Source organism: Candidatus Binatia bacterium, from assembly GCA_036382395.1.
Classification (GTDB): domain Bacteria; phylum Desulfobacterota; class Binatia; order HRBIN30; family HRBIN30; genus JAGDMS01.
Map to the genome: position 1 here is coordinate 1 of DASVHW010000109.1, position 18,069 is coordinate 18,069.

An 18,069-nucleotide genomic window follows, 5' to 3' on the forward strand; every position below is an offset into this window, starting at 1 on the left:
GCTCGTAGCCGGGAATAATCGTGCAGAGAGCGGCCAGCGCCACAAACAGGAAGAGCGTGCCCAGAAAGCCGATATACTTCTCCGGATGTTGGAGGCCGACTTCTTCGATTTGTTTCTCGATACCGGTGACGACGATTTCCAGCAGGTTCTGCCAGCTGGAACGTTTCAGATCCGTGGAGAGTTTGCGCGTGATCAGTTTTGAACCGACGGCCAGCACGAGCATCAGTCCCCACGTGAACACAATGGTGCCGTTGAGTTTGAGAAACCCATGTTGCCAGAAGATCATCTCGTCGGGACTAAGGCGCATGACCAGCCTCCCTCGCCGGGGAACCGTGGTGTTCGAGCGGTTGGGCAGCACACGCCTCCGGCGTGTGGTTTTCGGCGCCACGCCGAAAACATAGTCCCTCAGACTTTTCCGCACTGGAAAGTCCGGGAATAGCGGGTGACAAAAGTTCGGGCGCGACGCCCGAACTCGCACGCGGGACGCGTGCGCTCCCCATTCTAGTTTCGAAGTTTGAGGTCAGCCGCGTCACGATGAAACGCGCGACGATAAATCCCAGGAGACACAGCAGCAGCCGCTCCCAATGACGGCCCGAGACAAAATAAAATCCAGCCAGGGCAATGCTCATCCGCAACAGCAAGCTGCCGAAGAACCACAGCGCCGGCCGTTGGGATGAAGCGCCCTTGCGAATCGTCCACCAAAGGCCGCCGAAGAAGAGCGCGCCGAGAAGAACACCTGCGCCCCCCGCCAGCACCAGTACCAAGGCTTCAGCCATGGTCATCCTCCTGCTCGTCTCGCATGGCCTTGTCTTCCTTGGCGACCCAATGCCACGCATTGATACAGCCGATCGCCAGCCCGGCAACCAATAGCGCCAGCGTCCAGGAATGGGTGCCCGGATGGTGTTTGTCCAACCAGATACCGAGCGCGGCGCCGAGCAGCGTCGGAACGACCACCGACCAGCCGATCAGCCCCATCATGCCCAAGCCGAACCAGACGCCCGGCGTGGATTTACGCGCCTTGAGCTTGCGAGCCGCTTTCGCGCCGACCTGGGCGGCTAAGGTCGGCTCGTTCTTCGCAGTTTTCTTTGGCTCGTCATTCATGTTGAAAGGTCGCGAAGCGACGCAGAAATCCAGTTTCCAATTTCGCCGTTACCGTGCGCACGCTTTGCTCGTGCTCGTCCAGGGTCAGAAACTCCTTTTCCACCGAAGCGCGCAATTGACCGAGGTCCGTTCCACCTATCGCCCGGCGCACGGAAACGAGCACGTCCAGGCCGGTCTTGACCAGCACCCCTTCATCCACGGCCACGAAAACCTCGCCCTCCGCTTCGGTTTCGTAGATCAGAATTCCCGGCGTGAGCGCCGCCACACAATCGAGTCGGTGTGGCAAGAGTCCGAACGAACCCTCGCGCGTCTCCGCCACCATGCGCGACACGCCGGTTTTCTCAGCGAAGATTTGGAACGGCAGGAGAATCTTAAGATTCATGGGGCCTTTATCTTCGCTTCGCCAATCGTACCGATCATGTAGAGCGCGCTCTCCGGGTAGTCTTTGAATTCATCGCGCAGGATTAGCTCACAGCCGTCCAGCGCGTCCTTGAGGTTGACGAGCTTTCCTTTGAGGCCGGTGAACTGCTCGGTCGTGAAAAAGGGTTGGGTGAGAAAACGCTCCAACCGGCGGGCGCGCGCGACCACGTTGCGGTCCTCCGGCGAAAGCTGCTCCAGGCCGAGCATGGCAATGATGTCCTTGAGATCCGCGTATTGCGCGAGCGTCCGCCGGATTTCCTGCGCCAAGCCGTAATGCCGTTCGCCGACGATACCCGGCGTGGCCATCTTGGAACTGGATTGTAGCGGGTCGATGGCCGGGAAAAGCCCTTCGCTGGCCCGCTTGCGCGAGAGCACGATGGAGGCGGAGAGATGCGAGAACGTATGCACCGCCGCCGGATCAGTGAAATCATCCGCCGGCACATACACCGCCTGGATTGAGGTGATGGCGCCGGTATCGGTGTTGGCGATGCGCTCCTCCAACCTCGACAACTCCGTGCCCATGGTCGGCTGATAGCCCAGACGCGACGGCATTTGCCCCATCAAGCCGGACACCTCCATGCCGGCCTGAATGAAGCGGAAAATATTATCGATGAGCAGCAGCACGTCGCGGTGCTCGTCGTCTCGGAAATACTCGGCCATCGTCAGCGCCGCATGCCCCACCCGAAACCGGCTGCCCGGCGGCTCGTTCATCTGGCCGAAGACCATAACCATGTTCGGCAGCACGCCGGCTTCCTTCATGTCGCGGTAAAGCTCCTCGCCTTCGCGACAACGTTCGCCGATGCCGCAAAAAATGCTTACGCCCTCGTGGTGCCCGATCATGTTGTGGATCATTTCGGTGAGCAACACCGTCTTGCCCACGCCCGCCCCCCCGAAAAGTCCCGCCTTGCCGCCGCGCTCCAGCGGCACGAGCACATCGATGACCTTGATGCCCGTTTCAAAGATTTCAGATTTGGTGGAACGTCGTGCCAGCGGCGGCGGAGCCCGATGCACAGAACGCCATTGGACATCGGACAACGCCGCTTCGCGGTCGACGGCGTTGCCAAACACGTCGAACATTCGCGAGAGAATTCCCTTGCCGACCGGCGCCTTCAACGGCCCGCCCGTGTCTTCCACCGCCATGCCGCGGGCGAGACCTTGGGTGGGGGTCAGCGCGATTCCACGCACGCGATGCGCGTCGAGTTGAGCTAAAACCTCGATGGCAATTTCCCCCTCCTTCGCGTGCAGCAACGAGTAGATGGGCGGCAAAGGTGCATCGAACCGTATATCTACGACACTGCCGCGCACCGAGACCACCGCGCCGAGGTTTGAAGGACTGGTTTTGTTCTTCATGTTTGCTCTCGCTGGTCCACCGTCAGCTTAATTTAGTTACACACGTCTTTTCCCGCCAGCGCTTTCTCTTTCTACGTTCCGTCCCGACTCCACTTCCAGTTTGTCAGTGCCCTGGTACCCCACATGGGTGAGGGTGGGGGCTGACGCGTACGCGGACACTCTCTTGGCTGCGTCTGATAGTCTGTAAGTCCAGGGTTGTTTCTGGGTGGCACCCTAATCTGTGGGGCGCGCGCACGCAGGGTCGTCATCACCCGAACGAGGAGTAGCGCGCCCAGCACGGCGCCGTAGGTTGCGGGCTCGCTGATGTCCTTCTTCACGCGCCAGATGAAGTGCAGCACACCAAGCGTCGGCGCAACGTACGCGAGCCGATGGCGCAGCTTACAACGCGCGAAGCCCATGCGTTTCACGGCGCCGTTGGTCGACGTGACGGCGAGTGGAATGAGGAGAACGAACGCCGCGAAACCGACGAAGATCAACTTGCGCTTGGTCACGTCAGCCCATATCGCTGGCCAGTCGAAGGTCTGATCCAGCCCGGTGTACGTGCTGACGTGCAGCGCCGCGTAGAAGAATGCGAACAGGCCAAGCATGCGGCGCAGTCGAAGCGGCCAGGTCCAGCCGAAGAGCGTCTTGAGCGGCGTACACGCAAGCGCAGCGACTAGGAAAATGAGGGCGACCAGACCCAATTGATTGAGTGCCTGCTCCGTCGGGTTTGCGCCCAGCTCTCCGCTCAGTCCGCGCAGGACGATGGCGGCAATCGGCGTGAGCGAACCCATGAAAACTGCTGGCTTCAGCCACGGCAGCGGCCCCGAGCGTTTTCCCGTTTGTTGCATTGCTAGAAGTAGCCCCGCAGGTCCATGCCGCTGTACAAGCTCGCAACCTGCTCGGCGTAGCCGTTGAACGGCAGCGTCGGACGCCGGCGCAATTCGCCAATGCGGCGCTGGCTCGCCTGACTCCAACGCGGATGATCGACTGCCGGATTGACGTTCGCGTAGAAGCCGTACTCCTGCGGCGCGGCAAGATTCCAAGTCGTCGGCGGTTGCTGCTCAGTCAGGCGAATGTTGACGATCGATTTGATGCCCTTGAAGCCGTACTTCCACGGCACGACCAGACGCAGCGGCGCACCGTTCTGGTTCGGAAGGACCTTGCCGTATAAGCCCGTGGCCATCATCGTGAGCGGATGCATCGCCTCGTCGATCCGCAGGCCTTCCACATACGGCCAATCGAGCACCCGACTTCGTTGCGCCGGCATCTGCTCGGAGTCGAGCAGTGAGGTGAAGGCGACGTACTTTGCCCGCGAAGTCGGCCCGGCGCGTTTAATGAGCGCATTCAGCGGAAAGCCGACCCAGGGTATGACCATCGACCACGCCTCAACGCAGCGCATGCGATACACGCGTTCTTCGAGCGGGAACCACGTGAGGAGCTGGTCAATGTCGGTCACGAGCGGTTTGTGTACTTCTCCTACGACGCGGAGGGTCCACGGATGTGGCTTCAAGGTATGCGCGTAGGCGGCCGGATCGCTTTTGTCCGTGCCGAACTCGTAGAAATTGTTGTACGAGGTGACAGCCTCCTCAGGAGTCGTCGGCTCGTCGCTGCGGTAGAGGCCGCGATTCGCGATCGTGAACGCACTTGCGGGTGCGTTCACCGCGTTCGCTGGGCGCCGGCGCTCGCTCGCTCGGCCGCCCTTCATCAACCACAGCAAGCTTCCGCCGACACCGGTGCTTGTCGCGGTGAACAACAGGGCGTTGCGGAGGAACTCGCGCCGGGGCAGATACCAGTGCTCCGGCGTGATCTCAGCAGTGGGAGGTATTTTGCCGAGCTTCTCCATCTCTCATCTGATGATGCGCAAGCTCCGAGGGTTTCGTCGCCGCGCCGGCTGCTTCAGATTTTCCGTGCCGCGAGCCGAGCGCATTGCTATCTGAACTACGTTTTCGAGGCTCGGTTGGCGGCGCAGTCCCCGCTGGTGGTGTCGCCCACCGCATTCACGTTGGCGATTGCCTCCCGCAGCGTGCACGTCGCATCACCGGCTGTCGTATTGTCCGCAGTGCTGCTTACGGTGATAGTCGCGGCCCTCGCAGAGCACGGTACCAGCGCCATCTCAATCGTGGTGCCCAGCGCCACCGCGGTGCCGAGGCTTGCCCTTGTGCGCCCAGTCACCATTCGACCGAGCTTTCTTAGCATTTTTCAGATGGCTGAACTATGAGTGCCAGGTGAGTGTCCAGAAAAGGGGCCTGTGTCTGTATTCGAGGGGCGTGCCGTGCCGCCGGCAAATCCCATAACCCTACCACTATGGGATTGGACCGGCGGCGATCCCGCCATGACGAAGCGAGTCGTTCAGGCGGCGGCGTGTGCGCCTGCGGCAGCCCGCTGCGGCGCAAGCGGCCTGAGCGTCAGCATCCCTCGCTACTTCAGCTCCGACGACACTCTTCGTGCCACACTCTGCTGCGTGGCCAGGTGGTGTTCACCACACGCTTAGCTGCCTCTTCTGTTGCACCTCTGTGGGGCAGCTGCTAATGTCTAGTTCACACTGACTGTCCGGCGCGAGAATCCCCCCTCGTTTGAAGGCCTCTGAGAGTCCGCACCCCACATTCAGGAAAACATGGCGATGGCAACCGGTGCCGTTGGCCGTGAGGTGCACCGCAAGTCGGTTGCGCCGGGGTCTGGCACACACCGGGCCCAACGTCAACGTGGTCGCTGCGGCGGCCCAAACAGAGGGAGTTCATGCAATGGGTAAGAAACTGTACGTAGGCAACCTGGCCTTCGGCGTCAGCGACAAGGATCTGGAGGAGCTGTTCGCGCAGGCCGGCGTGTGCGAGTCTGCCGCGGTCATCACCGATCGCGCCACGGGTCAGTCCCGAGGCTTTGGTTTCGTCGAAATGGGTTCGAACGCCGATGCGCAGAAGGCGATCCAACAGTTTGACGGGCAGGAGTTCAAGGGCCGCGCCCTGAAGGTCAACGAAGCGCGAGACCGCGAAGGCGGCGGTGGAGGCGGTGGGGGCGGTGGGGGCGGTGGCGGCCGCGGCGGCCGCGGCGGTGGGTTCAACCGGCGCTACTAATCGCATCCGATGCGCCCGCCGTAGGCGCGTGCAGACGCGACCACGGTCGCTGGAATTGCGCAGCCTACGGCGGCGCGCCCGTGTATTCCACGGGATCTGAGGGGAGAACAGATGTCATTCGACAACTTGCCCGCTTCAAAGCCGGCTCCGCGGCGCACCAAGAAAGAACCGGTCTTCTGCGTGGGCTGGCGCGCCTACGTCAACTGGCCACAGCCCGCCGGGCAGCCGTCCGTTCCGGTGCCGTTGACCGATGCGAGCGGCAAGCAGATTGCCAACGATCTCGCCGACGGCCAAGAGGTCGAGATACTTTCCTGGCGGCCCCGCGCGCGTGAAGGCTTGGCCTATCAGATCCGCAGGCTCATCGACAGCAGTGAATGGTGGATCGCCGCCGTTTACCTGCGCCGGCTGCGTGAGGGACAGCCAGGTGCGGGTGCGGAAGGCCGGCTGCACGCCGAGGGCCGGTGACCATGGAGCGACCGATGGACGCTTCGCCCCGTCTGCATCTACGCCGTGAACTTGAGGCGCATTTGACGCAGCTCGGATACTCCAGCGTGCGCGCCAGGCGTGCGAAGACAGCCGAGCCCGAAATCGTGCGCGTGAGCCCGGTGCGCGGTCGCATCGCCTACGGCGAAACCGTGCTGCGCAGCGACCTGCGCCGCCGACAGTGCCACGAGCGATTGCTCTGCTTTTCGCAACGGCGGACGCGTCATCGCGGCACGATCCTGTTCTTCATCGGCGTGGCGGAAGCAGATCAGCGGGAGCTCGAAACTTTGCTGGAGCAGCTCGCAATTCGCAGCGCCCTGCGTGGCGGGCACGTGCACGTGCTGCCGATCGCAGAGCCAGAGGAGCCCCGGCGGCGGACGGCGTCGCGCGGGCAGTGACACTGACCACTTCCACGCACCACCGCCCGACAAGGCGGCAAGAGATGCCGGCCACCGGCACCACCTCCCATCCCATACGGTTCAATGCGCCTCCCGTTTGCATCAGGCGCCACAGCACAGAGGAAGGACATTCAATCTAGTGAATTCTGCAGAAATGACGTTTCAACAATTTCAGCTCTCGCCGCCGATGCAGGCGGCCTTGCGGGCCGCTGGTTACCGGACACCAACCCCAATTCAAGCAGGGACCATTCCTGCGGCCTTGACCGGGCGCGACGTGATCGGCGCGGCGCAGACCGGCACCGGCAAGACCGCTGCGTTTCTCATCCCCCTGGTGGAACGCCTCAATGCCGCGCGTCGCGGCGGCCAGCCCGGCACCGCTTTGGTCTTGGCGCCGACGCGTGAGCTCGCCGAACAAACGCATGGCTGGACTCAGCGCTTGGGCTGCGGTCTGCGCGCGACGCTGGTCGTCGGTGGTGTGGCCTACGGCCCCCAACTTGCGGCGTTTCGCAGCCGGCCCGCAATCATCATCGCGACACCGGGACGGCTCGTCGACCACCTGGAGCGCGGCACGGTGTCGTTGCGCGAAGTATGCATCCTGGTCCTCGACGAGGCCGATCGCATGCTCGACATGGGGTTCAAACCACAGCTCGATCGCATCATGCGGGTATTGCCGACACCGCGGCAGACGTTGCTGTTCTCGGCGACGCTTGCGCCCGAACTCGGTGCCTTGGCCCGGATGCACTTGCGTGATCCCATCCGCGTCGCTGTCGGCCCGCAGGCGGTACCGCCCAGCCGCACCGTTCAGGATGTGTACCTTGTCGAGCACCAGCACAAGACGCCGCTGCTGCTGTCGCTGATCGAGCGGGACGCAGGCAACGTCCTGGTGTTCGCGCGCACCAAGCACCGAACCGATCGCCTGGCACGGACGGTGCACAACGCCGGCCACGCCGTGCAGCGCCTGCACTCCGATCGTTCCCAGTCGCAACGGCGCGAAGCCCTGGAAGGATTTCGCGCCGGCCGCTACCGTATCTTGATCGCTACCGACATCGCGGCGCGGGGCATCGACGTCGCCGGCATTGGGCGCGTCATCAACTACGATCTGCCGCACACGGTCGAGGACTACGTGCATCGGGTCGGCCGTACCGCGCGCGCCGACGCCGATGGCCACGCATCGAGTTTCGCCGCACCGGAGGAACGCGCACAGCTGCACGCCATCGAACGGCACATCGGTAGCTCGCTGCCGCGGCAGTCGCACGGTGCCGACCGCGCGGCGCTCCGGGCGTGAAGTCGAACCTAAAAGGAGGTACAACATGCGCAAGGAAGAGGAGCCCGCCCGTTTCGGGCCAGGACACTGGGTGACGATGCGCGACACCGGCGAAAACGTCAAGGTTGAATCCTGGTCCGCCATCGCCGCCGCCTATCGGGTGCGCTCCCGCAAAGGCGGGCTGCAGTTTGCCGGCCAAGACGAACTGGTGGAGATCTGCGTTCACCCGGAGGATCATCTCGGCAAGCATTGGAGCCGCTGCCCGGCCCCTGGGTGCGGAGCCCCACTCACTCCGGGGCTAGCGCTGTGCGAGCACTGTCACGCCCCGATATGCACCTGCGGACGCTGCCGCTGCCCCCGCAAGCCGGCGCGCAAGCCAGCGCGTAAGAAGGCGGCGCCTAAAGCTCGGTGACGTCCATGCGGGTGTTCTTGGTACACGTTCGTGACCCCCAGTTCTACGCGCTGCCGGCAGCGACCCGCGCCAAGAACGGCAACATCCGCATCATGGGTTTCCCGCCCATCGGCATCATGGCGCTCTCCGCCGTGCTCAAACGCGCTGGCCACGAGTGCGTCATGTTCGACCAAGCGAACCCGGGAACCCCCAATGAAGTCATCATTGAGGAGATGCAGCGACAGCGACCAACTCTCGTCGGACTGAGTTTCTTGAGTACGACCAGTTACCCCTACGCCAAGATCCTCGCCCGCCAGATCCGCGCCGTCGATGCCCAAGTGCGGCTGGCCTTCGGTGGGGTGTTCGCCACACTCAACGCCCAGCTGATCAAGTTGCAGTGTCCCGAGGTGGACTTCGTCTGCCGCGGCGACGGCGAGCAACTCATCCTCGATCTCGTCGGGCAGCTGGACGATCCTGGAGAAGTTGCGGGCCTGACCTGGGCGAAGGACGGCACCGTCGTCCATAACCCCAATCGGGTGCTGGACCGTGCCCTCGACCAGTGGCCGTTTCCCGACCGCGAGAGCCTGCCGCTCGATTTTATCGAGTCGATGCCGCTCGACGTGCCTGCAGTCCTCTCCATGGAGCGCTTCACCACCATGCAGACCTCGCGCGGCTGTCCCTGGCCATGCGTGTTCTGCGACATCCCCATTTTCAACGAAGGCAAGTGGCGCTCGCGCAGCCCGCAACATGTCGTGGACGAGTTCAAACACCTCCAGTCGCTGGGCTACGGTGCCGTCTACTTCGTCGACGACCATTTTCTGCTGCAGCCCAAGCGCATCGAGGCGATCTGCAAGGGCATCAATGATGCCGGGGTCACCATCCAGTGGGGCTGCGAAGGACGTGTAGATTCCACGGCGCAGCATCTGTTCCCCGCCATGGCGAAGGCCCACTGCCGGACGCTGATGTTCGGCATCGAATCCGGCAGTCAGAGAGTGCTCGACCGGCTCCGAAAAGAACAGACGCTGGCGGAGGTTGAGACGGCAGTGAGCAACGCCAAGCAGGCGGGGATCGAGATCGTGCACGGGTTCTTCGTCGTCGGCAGCCCGGACGAGACCGTCGAGGACTTGCGTGCCACCTTTGACTTTGCGGCCAAGCTCCGGCTGGACACCTTTGCGTTTAACCGTCTGTGCGTCTACCGCGGCACTCCGCTCTGGCAGGAGTACCTCCAACGTGGCTTGGTGAACGAAGCGACCGATTGGTACAAGTACTTCAAGTGTTCGGAGATCGATCCCACGTGTCTACCGGGGGAGGTGATCAATGCCGAACGCACCGCTGGCTTCCGGCGGGTGTTCCGGTACAAGCTGACGCGCTACCCGCTGCAGACCATGCGGCTTTTACGCCGCTTCCTGCGTCACATGCCGCTGCGGAACGTGGCTTATTTGCTCATCAAGCCATTCCTCGGGGACAAGCGCGGGCCGACGAAGAATGAAGTACTGTCCCGCGCCGTCGAGCATGGAGCGCTGAAGGACGCGGCAGCGCAGCTGACGCAGGTTTCTGATGCCCAGTTCGAAGAAGTCATCGCAGAATCGAAGGCCGGCCACATTCCGCCAAAGACTGCGGTCGGGTAGACGGACCATTCTGAAGCTGCCCGGGTTGAGTCGGCGCCCGCTACTTGACCGATCGGGTAGCGTTCGCAAACGCTCCGCGTGTCTTGCCGATTCATGCGCCACAAGGCTATACCCGGGTGAACGAACTGCATGAATCCAGGAGGGAAGAATCGTGCGCACAGAACTCTGCGACCAGCTCGGAATCGAGTTTCCCATATTTGCTTTTAGTCACTGCCGCGACGTCGTTACCGCGGTCAGTCGGGCTGGCGGGTTCGGAGTCCTCGGTGCAGTCGGCTTTCAGCCCGCCCAACTCGAGATCGAGCTGAAGTGGATTGACGAACACATCGGCGACAAGCCGTACGGTGTCGACATCGTCATCCCCGGAAAGTACGAGGGGATGGGTGAGGTCGACCCAAAGAAGCTCGAGGAGCAGTTGCTTGCTGCCATCCCCCCGCAACACCGAGCCTTCGCCGACAAGGTCCTTGCCGACCATGGCGTGCCGAAGCTGCCCGAGGGCGAGAAAATGACCGAGTTGCTCGGCTGGACGGCAGCGACGGCAACTCCGCAGATCGCGGTGGCGCTCAAACACGATAAGGTGAAGCTGATCGCCAACGCCTTGGGGACGCCTCCCGCCGACGTGATCGACGAGATTCATGGGGCGGGGCGGCTGGTCGTCGCGCTCTGCGGTTCGGTCAAGCACGCCCGCGCACACAAAGCGGCGGGGGTCGACATCATCGTCGCTCAAGGATACGAAGGCGGCGGACATACCGGTGAGATCGGCAGCGTCGTGTTATGGCCCGAAGTGATCGATGCGGTGGCGCCGACTCCCGTGCTCGCCGCCGGAGGCATCGGTACGGGCCGGCAGATCGCGGCGGCACTGGCTATGGGCGCGCAGGGTGTGTGGACCGGATCGCTCTGGCTCACGGTGCAGGAGGCAGAGGCCCCACCCGCACAGATGGACGCCCTGCTCAAGGCCACAAGCCGCGACACTGTGCGCTCACGGTCGTTTACGGGTAAGCCGTGTCGCATGCTGCGCAACGCGTGGACCGAAGCGTGGGAGGCCCCCGATTCGCCCAAGCCACTGGGTATGCCCCTGCAGTTCATGGTTACCGCAGACGCCGTTGCCCGTGGGCACCGTTATGCCGAGAGAGCCAAGGACGTCATGTTCAACCCGGTGGGGCAGATCGTCGGCCAGCTCAACGCGGTGCGCCCGGTCAAAGAGGTCATTCTGCAATTGGTCGAGGAGTACCTCGAAGCCGCGGAACGCCTGCAGCGCCTCACGAGCAACGCCCTGGGGTGACGCGGCCCGCCGTCGTGCTTTGGGGGCTGAACTGAGCCGGCAACCTATCACGACTCCGGCTCGCCCGCTGCTAAGTTTGCTCAGCAGCTAACTTTCTCAGGTAGCTCGCTCCAAGTCTTCAGAGTCCGGCCTCTCTTGGTTGACGCAAATAGTAGTTTGCGCCCGAGCGCATGCGGGCTACTGCAGCATCGCTCACCAACCCTTCCGGAGTAGGGAAGAGCGGTGCGGCACTGCCCTTGCTCACTGCCATGCACTAGGAGGTAGCGACAATGGGACTCGATATGACGGCACAGTTGGCTCCGGCGGTGTGGGGGATGGTTGTTCTGATGGTGATCTCGAGCGTGGCACTCTTGCTGTCACACCACTGACGCGAGCGCTGCAGTCAAACTGGGAGGAGCGCGACCATGTCCAATATCCTGCAGATATTTTTGATGCCAGCCTTCGGAGGCGCACTCGCGGGGACATTGAGCTGGCCTGCAATCGGAGCCGTATTTGCCTGGCTGCTCATTCTCTCCCTGCTCGGTGACTCTTCGCGGCTGGAGGATCCAGCCACCTGAAATCATTCGCGCCGGTTCATCCAGATCATGAGAGGACACGCATGCGAGGCAATTGGGAGTGAATCGAGTTCAAAGTGCTGATGCGCCGGTCCACTGTACCTTGTTGCATGGTGGCCGCGGAACGCCCTCTCGGAAGCGGCGCAGACGCTTCTGGATCGAGCCGCAACCTGGCGGCGGTGGGCGCAGCGGCTCATCACCGCGTGCGCGCTGGGCGGCAGGAAGGAGGATCTTCTCTTCCATGCCGATGTGTTTGAGCAGGCCGGCGCGGAACTCGGCATAGGTCGCATGGTCGATGGCGCCGGGCTGCGCGCCGGCACGTTGAAGCAGCGCGTCCAGGCGGACGTGGTCGACAACAAGAAACCACGAGACAGGCCCCGGCGCGTGGTGAAGCGTTGTCGTCGGGCTTCCGGACGCTGTCGGTTCCATACTGGTTCCTAGTGTAGGGTGCGCGGAGGAATGTCGACAACCCTCGGAGGCGATGAACTGGAAGGAGGCAACCACGGCGTGCAGTTCCCGTCGGGTCGCCGGCTTCATCCAGTGATGATCGCAGCCGGCGAGCTGCAATCGTCGTTGGGCTTCTTCTGGAGCACGGCTGTCGGGGGAGAGAAATATCCAAAGCGTCTCGCCTGACACACAAAATCGCAAAGCCGTGTGTTGAATAGCACACCGAAATGTGGACGCGGAGGTGCGTGGTTGATAGTTATACTCCTGTCCCGCAGTTGTGAAGTGGTAGGTGTGGAGCCAGGAATGTGTAGGGGTCTCTTAGGGCATAGAGTTCGCACGCCAGATTTCTCTTCCCACCGTGGTTCGTCGAAAGACTCCTGGGTATAGGCCGGCAGCGCGCTGTGGAGCGAGCGCGGCTCTTTGACGTGAGGGGCAGGTGTCCTTGGCGAAAGAATTTGTACGAGACGTGTGGGCGTTGATCCTCGGCGGTTCAAGTGGGTTTGGCCTGGCCGTCGCCCACAAGCTCGCGGAGCACGGCATGAACCTGTGCCTGGTCCATCGCGACCGCCGCGGGGCCATGTCCCGCATCGAGCCGGAATTTGCCAGGATTCGGTCGACTGGCGTATCGCTCCTCACCTTCAATGCGGATGCGCTCGACGCGGCGACGCGCACCACAGTTCTCGACCAGATCGCCAGCGTTGTGGGCGCCACAGGTCACGTGCGTGTGCTGCTGCACTCGATCGCATTCGGCAACCTGAAGCTGATCGCCCCCGGGAAGGCCTCATCTCACCACGCGCGTGGCGCACTGGCGTCGGCGCTCGGTGTCGACGAAGGACGGCTGACGACGAGCGTCAATTCGCTGTTTGAACAAGGTGTCGACGCGCTGCACACGCTTGTAGGCCCACCCGCGTACTCCAACTCGTACCTCGACGACGAGGACCTGGCCCGTACAATCTACAGCATGGGCACGAGTTTGCTGGGCTGGACGCAGGAGATGCTGCGGCGCGGGTTGTTTGCTGACGATGCGCGGATCTTCGGCCTCACGAGCGAAGGCAACCAGCTGGCGTGGAAGGGCTATGCCGCGGTGGCCGCGGCTAAGGCCGCGCTGGAATCGATCGTGCGGGCTATCGCCGTCGAGCTGGCGCCGTACGGCATTCGTGCCAACGTCATCCAGGCGGGCATCACCGACACGCCTGCATTGCGGGCGATTCCGGGGAGTGACCGCCTCAGGGCGCAGGCGCGTCTGCGTAATCCGTTTGGCCGCCTGACGACACCGCTCGACGTTGCCAACGTCATCTACCTACTCTCGCTCGACGAGGCCGCCTGGGTCAACGGCGAGATCATCCGCGTCGACGGTGGCGAGCACATCTCTGGGGGCATGCCGTGACCCTTTATCTCCATGGCCTGGGACACTTTCACCCGGAGAACGAGATTACGAATCGCTTCTTGGAGGAACTCGACATCGGCACCAGCGAGGAGTGGATTTGCGAACGGGTTGGCATCCGCTCGCGGCGCACCACGTTGCCGCTCGACTACATTGTCGACACACGCAACCGTGATCCGCGGGCCGCCGCCGCGGCGGCTCTGTACACACACGCGGAGTCTGGCCGGCGCGCGGCCGAGATGGCCATCGCCCGGGCCGGCATCGCCAAGTCGGATATCGGGATGGTGCTGGCCGGCTCGTCCTTGATGGACACCGCCACACCGGCCGAGGCGTGCAACATCGCACGGGCACTGGAACTCGAAGTGCCCGCCTTCGACATCAACTCGGCATGCACGAGCTTCTTCGCCAGTCTTTATGTGCTCTCGCTGATGCAGCCGGAGCGGCTCCCGGCGTTTGTGCTCATCGTTGTACCCGAGGCCCTGACCCGATCGGTCGACTACACCGACCGCGCGTCCGCCGTCCTCTGGGGCGACGGCACGATTGCCGCGGTGGTTTCTACGCAGGTGCCCGGCCCCGCCCGCATCCTGAGTAACACGCTCATGTCGAGTCCGGCCGGGGCGGACAAGGTGGTTGTGCCGCGCGTCGGCCATTTCCGCCAAGACGGGCGCCAAGTGCAAATGTTCGCGATCAAGAAAACGGCGCTGCTCCTGAAGCAGTTGCAGGATGCGTTTCAGCAGGACCGGCGCACCCTGCACTTCGTCGGCCATCAGGCCAATTTGCGTATGCTCGAAGCCGTCTGTCGGCAGTGCGGCATTCCGCCGGAGCGGCATCACTCTAATGTCGAGTGGTTCGGCAACACCGGGGCGGCCAGCGCCCCCGCGGTGATCTCGATGACGTGGGAGCGCTGGACGCCAAATGACGACATCGCGGTTGTCGGTGTCGGTGCGGGACTGACGTGGGCCAGCTTTCTCCTTCGCTTTGAGGCGGCGGCATGACCTACGCGGAGTTCCGCAGCCGATCGAGTTTCACGATGGTCGAGCTGCTCGCGTTCGCACACGGAACGCTGGTGAACGCCGCGCCGGACGGCTTCCGTGCACGTCTGCCCGCGCCGCCCTTGCTGATGCTGGATCGCATCCTTGAGATTACGCGACAGGGTGCACGCGGGCGGATTGTGGCCGAGCGCGATGTGCGTGTGGACGACTGGTTTTTCCAGTGCCACTTCCTTGGCGATCCGGTACAACCCGGCTGCCTCGGCATCGATGCCGTGTGGCAGCTGCTCGGCTTTTACGGTGTGTGGAACGGCGGCCTGGGCAGCGGTCGCGCGCTCGGCTGCGGCGAGGTCGAGTTTGCCGGACAAATCCGCCCGCACGACCACACGGTGCGCTATGACGTTGAGATCCTGCGCTGCGCCGACCTGCCAAAGTCGGGCTCGATGATCATCATCGGCGATGGGACGGTGTGCATCGACGGCGAGCCCATCTACACCATCAAGCGTGCCAAGGTCGGGGTCTTTCGCGACCTCGATTATGCCGATTACCCGCATCCATCGCCGCGCTCGCGCGGCGGCCGGCTCGGGAGCTGATGATGAGCAAGCGAAAAGTCGCCCTGATCACCGGCGGCGGGAACGGAATCGGTGCTGCCTGCTGCCGCGCGCTTGCTGCCGAGGGCTTTTGCGTTGCGGTCCACTACCGCTCGAGTGAGGCGGCGGCGCTCAGGTTGGCCGCCGAGCTGCCGGAGGCATTCACCGTGCGGGCCGACCTTGCCGTTGCATCCGACATCGAGGAACTTGTCGCGACGTTGCGGGCCAAGGCCGGGCGGATCGACGTCCTGGTGAACAACGCGGGCCTCAATCGCAACGGCGAGACCGCGTTCATGGAGATCGCCGATTACGACGCGGTCGCCAGCCTGGCGCGCGGCACTTGGTATCTCACCAAGCTCGTGCTGCGCCGCTTCATGCTGCGGGCGGGCAGCGGGCGCATCATCAACATCACCAGCGTGGTCGGACACACCGGCAATCGCGGCCAGGTGCCGTACACCATGGTGAAGAGCGGTCTCGACGCCATGACCAAGTCGCTCGCGCACGAGCTGCGTGGGCGTGACATTTTGGTGAACGCCGTGGCCCCCGGCTTTATCGACACCGGCATGACCGCGGAGCTTCCCGCCGAGATCCGTGCCGATGTCCTTGCCCGTATCCCGCTTAGCCGGATGGGCACGCCCGCAGAGGTGGCCGATGTCGTGAGCTTTCTGGCGACCCGGGGCAGCTATCTCACCGGAACCGTGATTCACGTGAATGGGGGGCTCTACGGTGGCTGACGTCCTGACCCCGGCTGAGGTGCTGGCCGCGATCCCGCAGCAAGAGCCTTTTCGCTTCGTCGACGACATTCTTGCGATCGATGATGACCACATCGTCGCCAGATATCGCTTCCGTCCGGAGGCGGAGTTTTACCGTGGGCATTTCCCCGACAGGCCGATCACACCGGGCGTGCTGCTCATCGAGTCCATGGCGCAAGCGGGCGTGGTCGGTCTGGGCATCTACTTGCTGGCGAAGGAACGCGGAAGCGACGCGCTCGCGAACTTTGTCACCTTTTTTACCGACGCCACGGTGGAGTTCTCGGGCATCGTCCGCCCGGATGAGCGGGTCGTCATCACCGGACGGAAAGTTCTCTTCCGGCGCCTGAAGATTCGTTCCAAGGTTGAGATGCGTCTCGAGAACGGCACGCTGGTATGCGCGGGAGTGCTGGCCGGAATAGGGGTGGCCAAATGAGGTGCCGCGCCGTCGTGACGGGGCTCGGCGTGGTTGCCCCCAATGCCAACTCCGTGTCGGGTTTTGAAGAAGCGCTACGACAAGGGCGTTCGGGTATCCGCGCCATCGAGCGGCTCGCGCAGCTGGGCTTCGCGTGCCGGGTTGCCGCTGTGCCACAGGGCATCGACACGATCGCAGCGTCGTATTTTGGTGAAGACGAACTGATGGCCATGAACTCGAACCTCCGCTACGCGAGCATTGCGGCTGTCGATGCGTGGTGCGACGCAGGGCTGGTGCGTCCGCACCCGGACGACGACATCGTGGATTGGGATGCCGGCGCCATGCTGGGCACCGGCATCGGCGGTTTGGATACAGTGGGTGAGAAGATCGTCCCGCTCACCGATGCCGGCAAGGTGCGCCGTCTCGGCAGCACAATGGTCGAGCAAGTGATGGGCAGCGGGGTCTCCGCCAAGGTGGCCGGCCTGCTCGCCCTTGGCAACCAGGTGACCACCAACTCCAGTGCCTGCTCCACCGGAACCGAGGCCATCGTGGAGGGCGCCCTGCGCATCCGGCACGGGTTGGCGACACGCATGCTGTGCGGTGGCTCGGAGGGATCGAGTCACTACATCTGGGCGGGCTTCGACGCCATGCGCGTGCTATGCCGCACGCACAACGACACACCGGAGCGCGCCTCGCGACCGATGAGCGCCTCGGCTGCCGGTTTCGTTCCGGGCGCCGGCGCTGGCGTGCTGCTGCTGGAGAGTCTGGAGAGTGCGTTGGAGCGCGGAGTGCGGATCTATGCGGAAGTGCTCGGTGTCGCGGTCAACTGCGGCGGCCAGCGCGGCGGCGGGAGCATGACCGCTCCCAATCCCGAAGGCGTTCGCCGCTGCGTCCGCAGCGCGCTGGCGGATGCCAACATCAGACCCGATGAAGTCGATGCCATCAACGGTCACCTCACGGCAACCGGCGCCGACCCGCGCGAGGTGCGCGCGTGGGCGGCGGCGCTGGAGCGCACACCGGAGCAGTTTCCGCCCATAGTGTCCACCAAGTCCATGATCGGGCACGCCCTCGGCGCTGCGGGCGCGATCGAAGCGGTGGCCGCGGTGCTGATGCTGCACCGCGGTTTCATTCATCCATCAATCAACTGCGAGGACGTGCACCCGGAAATTCTGCCGTACGCGGCCTCGATCCCGCACACGTTCCGCGTCATGCCCACGCTGCGCGTAATGGCCAAAGCCGGTTTCGGCTTCGGCGACGTCAACGCCTGCGTGATCTTTCGCAAATGGGACGAGTCAGACAAGGTTGAAAGGAGAGAAACGTATGCAGCAGACGGAAGTGCTTGAGAAGGTGGTGGAGATTCTCACCCCTTACGTCAAGAACGAGGCGGCGTTGACCGCCCTCACACTGGAAACCAACATCCTCGATGACCTCAAGGTCAACTCGGCGCGGCTGGTCGACGTGGTGCTGGCCTTCGAAGACGAGTTCGGCATCGAGGTGGCTGATGACGAAGTCGATACCGTCAACACGGTGGGCGACGCGGTACATTTGATTTGCACGAAGCTGCAGTAAGACTT

Annotated in this window: 23 protein-coding genes and 1 pseudogene; 16 read left to right on the forward strand and 8 right to left on the reverse strand. The window is 63.4% G+C overall.

Going from position 1 to position 18,069, the window contains the following annotated elements:
* The 7 genes and pseudogenes from VF515_05080 to msrP all read right to left on the reverse strand — a co-directional run.
* Positions 1–307 (reverse strand): F0F1 ATP synthase subunit A (locus VF515_05080; GenBank protein HEX7407009.1); only part of this gene is annotated, 307 nt, incomplete at its 3' end.
* Between the two features lie 211 nt (positions 308–518).
* Positions 519–776: pseudogene (locus tag VF515_05085) on the reverse strand (ATP synthase subunit I).
* Positions 769–1,101, reverse strand: a complete 333-nt coding sequence (locus tag VF515_05090; protein ID HEX7407010.1) for an AtpZ/AtpI family protein — start codon at positions 1,099–1,101, stop codon at positions 769–771. Before VF515_05090 ends, VF515_05085 begins: the two are co-directional and overlap by 8 nt.
* Positions 1,094–1,483 (reverse strand): F0F1 ATP synthase subunit epsilon, encoded by a 390-nt coding sequence (locus VF515_05095; GenBank protein ID HEX7407011.1) that lies wholly within the window; start codon positions 1,481–1,483, stop codon positions 1,094–1,096. Before VF515_05095 ends, VF515_05090 begins: the two co-directional genes overlap by 8 nt.
* A complete protein-coding gene (gene atpD, locus VF515_05100) occupies positions 1,480–2,871 on the reverse strand; it encodes a F0F1 ATP synthase subunit beta (GenBank protein HEX7407012.1) in 1,392 nt (463 codons plus the stop codon). The genes VF515_05095 and atpD overlap by 4 nt, the downstream gene beginning before the upstream one ends.
* Positions 2,872–2,942: 71 nt before the next feature.
* Positions 2,943–3,644, reverse strand: coding sequence for a protein-methionine-sulfoxide reductase heme-binding subunit MsrQ (locus VF515_05105; protein HEX7407013.1), 702 nt, complete (start codon positions 3,642–3,644; stop codon positions 2,943–2,945).
* Between the two features lie 59 nt (positions 3,645–3,703).
* Positions 3,704–4,696, reverse strand: a complete 993-nt coding sequence (gene msrP, locus VF515_05110; GenBank protein ID HEX7407014.1) for a protein-methionine-sulfoxide reductase catalytic subunit MsrP — start codon at positions 4,694–4,696, stop codon at positions 3,704–3,706.
* Between the two features lie 898 nt (positions 4,697–5,594).
* Between msrP and VF515_05115 the strand changes: the two genes are divergently transcribed.
* The 8 genes from VF515_05115 to VF515_05150 all read left to right on the forward strand — a co-directional run bounded on the left by VF515_05115 (position 5,595) and on the right by VF515_05150 (position 11,924).
* Entirely contained in the window at positions 5,595–5,924 is a 330-nt protein-coding gene (locus VF515_05115) for an RNA-binding protein (protein ID HEX7407015.1), read from the forward strand.
* A gap of 111 nt (positions 5,925–6,035) precedes the next feature.
* The gene (locus tag VF515_05120) at positions 6,036–6,389 is read left to right on the forward strand and encodes a hypothetical protein (GenBank protein ID HEX7407016.1); all 354 of its coding nucleotides are present in this window, start codon (positions 6,036–6,038) and stop codon (positions 6,387–6,389) included.
* A 14-nt stretch (positions 6,390–6,403) separates the two neighbouring features.
* Positions 6,404–6,805, forward strand: a complete 402-nt coding sequence (locus tag VF515_05125; GenBank protein ID HEX7407017.1) for a hypothetical protein — start codon at positions 6,404–6,406, stop codon at positions 6,803–6,805.
* A gap of 154 nt (positions 6,806–6,959) precedes the next feature.
* Entirely contained in the window at positions 6,960–8,090 is a 1,131-nt protein-coding gene (locus VF515_05130; GenBank protein HEX7407018.1) for a DEAD/DEAH box helicase, read from the forward strand.
* Positions 8,091–8,115: 25 nt separating this feature from the next.
* Positions 8,116–8,481 (forward strand): hypothetical protein, encoded by a 366-nt coding sequence (locus VF515_05135; protein ID HEX7407019.1) that lies wholly within the window; start codon positions 8,116–8,118, stop codon positions 8,479–8,481.
* A gap of 5 nt (positions 8,482–8,486) precedes the next feature.
* Positions 8,487–10,088 (forward strand): radical SAM protein, encoded by a 1,602-nt coding sequence (locus VF515_05140; GenBank protein ID HEX7407020.1) that lies wholly within the window; start codon positions 8,487–8,489, stop codon positions 10,086–10,088.
* Between the two features lie 151 nt (positions 10,089–10,239).
* On the forward strand, positions 10,240–11,367 hold the full coding sequence (locus VF515_05145; protein HEX7407021.1) for a nitronate monooxygenase family protein: 1,128 nt from the start codon (positions 10,240–10,242) through the stop codon (positions 11,365–11,367).
* A 404-nt stretch (positions 11,368–11,771) separates the two neighbouring features.
* A complete protein-coding gene (locus VF515_05150) occupies positions 11,772–11,924 on the forward strand; it encodes a hypothetical protein (protein ID HEX7407022.1) in 153 nt (50 codons plus the stop codon).
* Positions 11,925–11,993: 69 nt separating this feature from the next.
* Here the strand turns inward: VF515_05150 and VF515_05155 are convergent, their stop codons facing one another.
* Positions 11,994–12,350, reverse strand: a complete 357-nt coding sequence (locus VF515_05155; protein HEX7407023.1) for a hemerythrin domain-containing protein — start codon at positions 12,348–12,350, stop codon at positions 11,994–11,996.
* A 30-nt stretch (positions 12,351–12,380) separates the two neighbouring features.
* On the opposite strand from VF515_05155, the gene VF515_05160 reads away from it, so the two are divergent.
* From VF515_05160 to VF515_05195, 8 genes are all read left to right on the forward strand, one after another.
* A complete protein-coding gene (locus VF515_05160; GenBank protein ID HEX7407024.1) occupies positions 12,381–12,554 on the forward strand; it encodes a hypothetical protein in 174 nt (57 codons plus the stop codon).
* 256 nt (positions 12,555–12,810) lie between these two features.
* A complete protein-coding gene (locus VF515_05165) occupies positions 12,811–13,755 on the forward strand; it encodes an SDR family oxidoreductase (protein HEX7407025.1) in 945 nt (314 codons plus the stop codon).
* A complete protein-coding gene (locus VF515_05170) occupies positions 13,752–14,747 on the forward strand; it encodes a ketoacyl-ACP synthase III (GenBank protein HEX7407026.1) in 996 nt (331 codons plus the stop codon). The genes VF515_05165 and VF515_05170 overlap by 4 nt, the downstream gene beginning before the upstream one ends.
* Positions 14,744–15,334: a bifunctional 3-hydroxydecanoyl-ACP dehydratase/trans-2-decenoyl-ACP isomerase gene (gene fabA, locus VF515_05175; GenBank protein HEX7407027.1), complete on the forward strand. Its 591-nt coding sequence runs from the start codon at positions 14,744–14,746 to the stop codon at positions 15,332–15,334. The genes VF515_05170 and fabA overlap by 4 nt, the downstream gene beginning before the upstream one ends.
* Entirely contained in the window at positions 15,334–16,065 is a 732-nt protein-coding gene (locus tag VF515_05180; GenBank protein ID HEX7407028.1) for a 3-oxoacyl-ACP reductase family protein, read from the forward strand. The genes fabA and VF515_05180 overlap by 1 nt, the downstream gene beginning before the upstream one ends.
* A complete protein-coding gene (locus VF515_05185) occupies positions 16,058–16,516 on the forward strand; it encodes a 3-hydroxyacyl-ACP dehydratase FabZ family protein (protein ID HEX7407029.1) in 459 nt (152 codons plus the stop codon). The genes VF515_05180 and VF515_05185 overlap by 8 nt, the downstream gene beginning before the upstream one ends.
* Positions 16,513–17,838, forward strand: a complete 1,326-nt coding sequence (locus VF515_05190; GenBank protein ID HEX7407030.1) for a beta-ketoacyl-[acyl-carrier-protein] synthase family protein — start codon at positions 16,513–16,515, stop codon at positions 17,836–17,838. Before VF515_05185 ends, VF515_05190 begins: the two co-directional genes overlap by 4 nt.
* The gene (locus tag VF515_05195; GenBank protein HEX7407031.1) at positions 17,816–18,064 is read left to right on the forward strand and encodes a phosphopantetheine-binding protein; all 249 of its coding nucleotides are present in this window, start codon (positions 17,816–17,818) and stop codon (positions 18,062–18,064) included. Before VF515_05190 ends, VF515_05195 begins: the two co-directional genes overlap by 23 nt.
* Positions 18,065–18,069 lie beyond the last annotated feature (5 nt).

Bases quoted from the DNA above. Each gene is read 5' to 3' on its own strand.
- VF515_05090 (HEX7407010.1), bottom strand. From the start codon at position 1,101: ATGAATGACGAGCCAAAGAAAACTGCGAAGAACGAGCCGACCTTAGCC.
- VF515_05095 (HEX7407011.1), bottom strand. From the start codon at position 1,483: ATGAATCTTAAGATTCTCCTGCCGTTCCAAATCTTCGCTGAGAAAACC.
- atpD (HEX7407012.1), bottom strand. From the start codon at position 2,871: ATGAAGAACAAAACCAGTCCTTCAAACCTCGGCGCGGTGGTCTCGGTG.
- VF515_05105 (HEX7407013.1), bottom strand. From the start codon at position 3,644: ATGGGTTCGCTCACGCCGATTGCCGCCATCGTCCTGCGCGGACTGAGC.
- msrP (HEX7407014.1), bottom strand. From the start codon at position 4,696: ATGGAGAAGCTCGGCAAAATACCTCCCACTGCTGAGATCACGCCGGAG.
- VF515_05115 (HEX7407015.1), top strand. From the start codon at position 5,595: ATGGGTAAGAAACTGTACGTAGGCAACCTGGCCTTCGGCGTCAGCGAC.
- VF515_05120 (HEX7407016.1), top strand. From the start codon at position 6,036: ATGTCATTCGACAACTTGCCCGCTTCAAAGCCGGCTCCGCGGCGCACC.
- VF515_05125 (HEX7407017.1), top strand. From the start codon at position 6,404: ATGGACGCTTCGCCCCGTCTGCATCTACGCCGTGAACTTGAGGCGCAT.
- VF515_05130 (HEX7407018.1), top strand. From the start codon at position 6,960: ATGACGTTTCAACAATTTCAGCTCTCGCCGCCGATGCAGGCGGCCTTG.
- VF515_05135 (HEX7407019.1), top strand. From the start codon at position 8,116: ATGCGCAAGGAAGAGGAGCCCGCCCGTTTCGGGCCAGGACACTGGGTG.
- VF515_05140 (HEX7407020.1), top strand. From the start codon at position 8,487: ATGCGGGTGTTCTTGGTACACGTTCGTGACCCCCAGTTCTACGCGCTG.
- VF515_05150 (HEX7407022.1), top strand. From the start codon at position 11,772: ATGTCCAATATCCTGCAGATATTTTTGATGCCAGCCTTCGGAGGCGCA.
- VF515_05155 (HEX7407023.1), bottom strand. From the start codon at position 12,350: ATGGAACCGACAGCGTCCGGAAGCCCGACGACAACGCTTCACCACGCG.
- VF515_05160 (HEX7407024.1), top strand. From the start codon at position 12,381: ATGTCGACAACCCTCGGAGGCGATGAACTGGAAGGAGGCAACCACGGC.
- fabA (HEX7407027.1), top strand. From the start codon at position 14,744: ATGACCTACGCGGAGTTCCGCAGCCGATCGAGTTTCACGATGGTCGAG.
- VF515_05180 (HEX7407028.1), top strand. From the start codon at position 15,334: ATGATGAGCAAGCGAAAAGTCGCCCTGATCACCGGCGGCGGGAACGGA.
- VF515_05190 (HEX7407030.1), top strand. From the start codon at position 16,513: ATGAGGTGCCGCGCCGTCGTGACGGGGCTCGGCGTGGTTGCCCCCAAT.
- VF515_05195 (HEX7407031.1), top strand. From the start codon at position 17,816: ATGCAGCAGACGGAAGTGCTTGAGAAGGTGGTGGAGATTCTCACCCCT.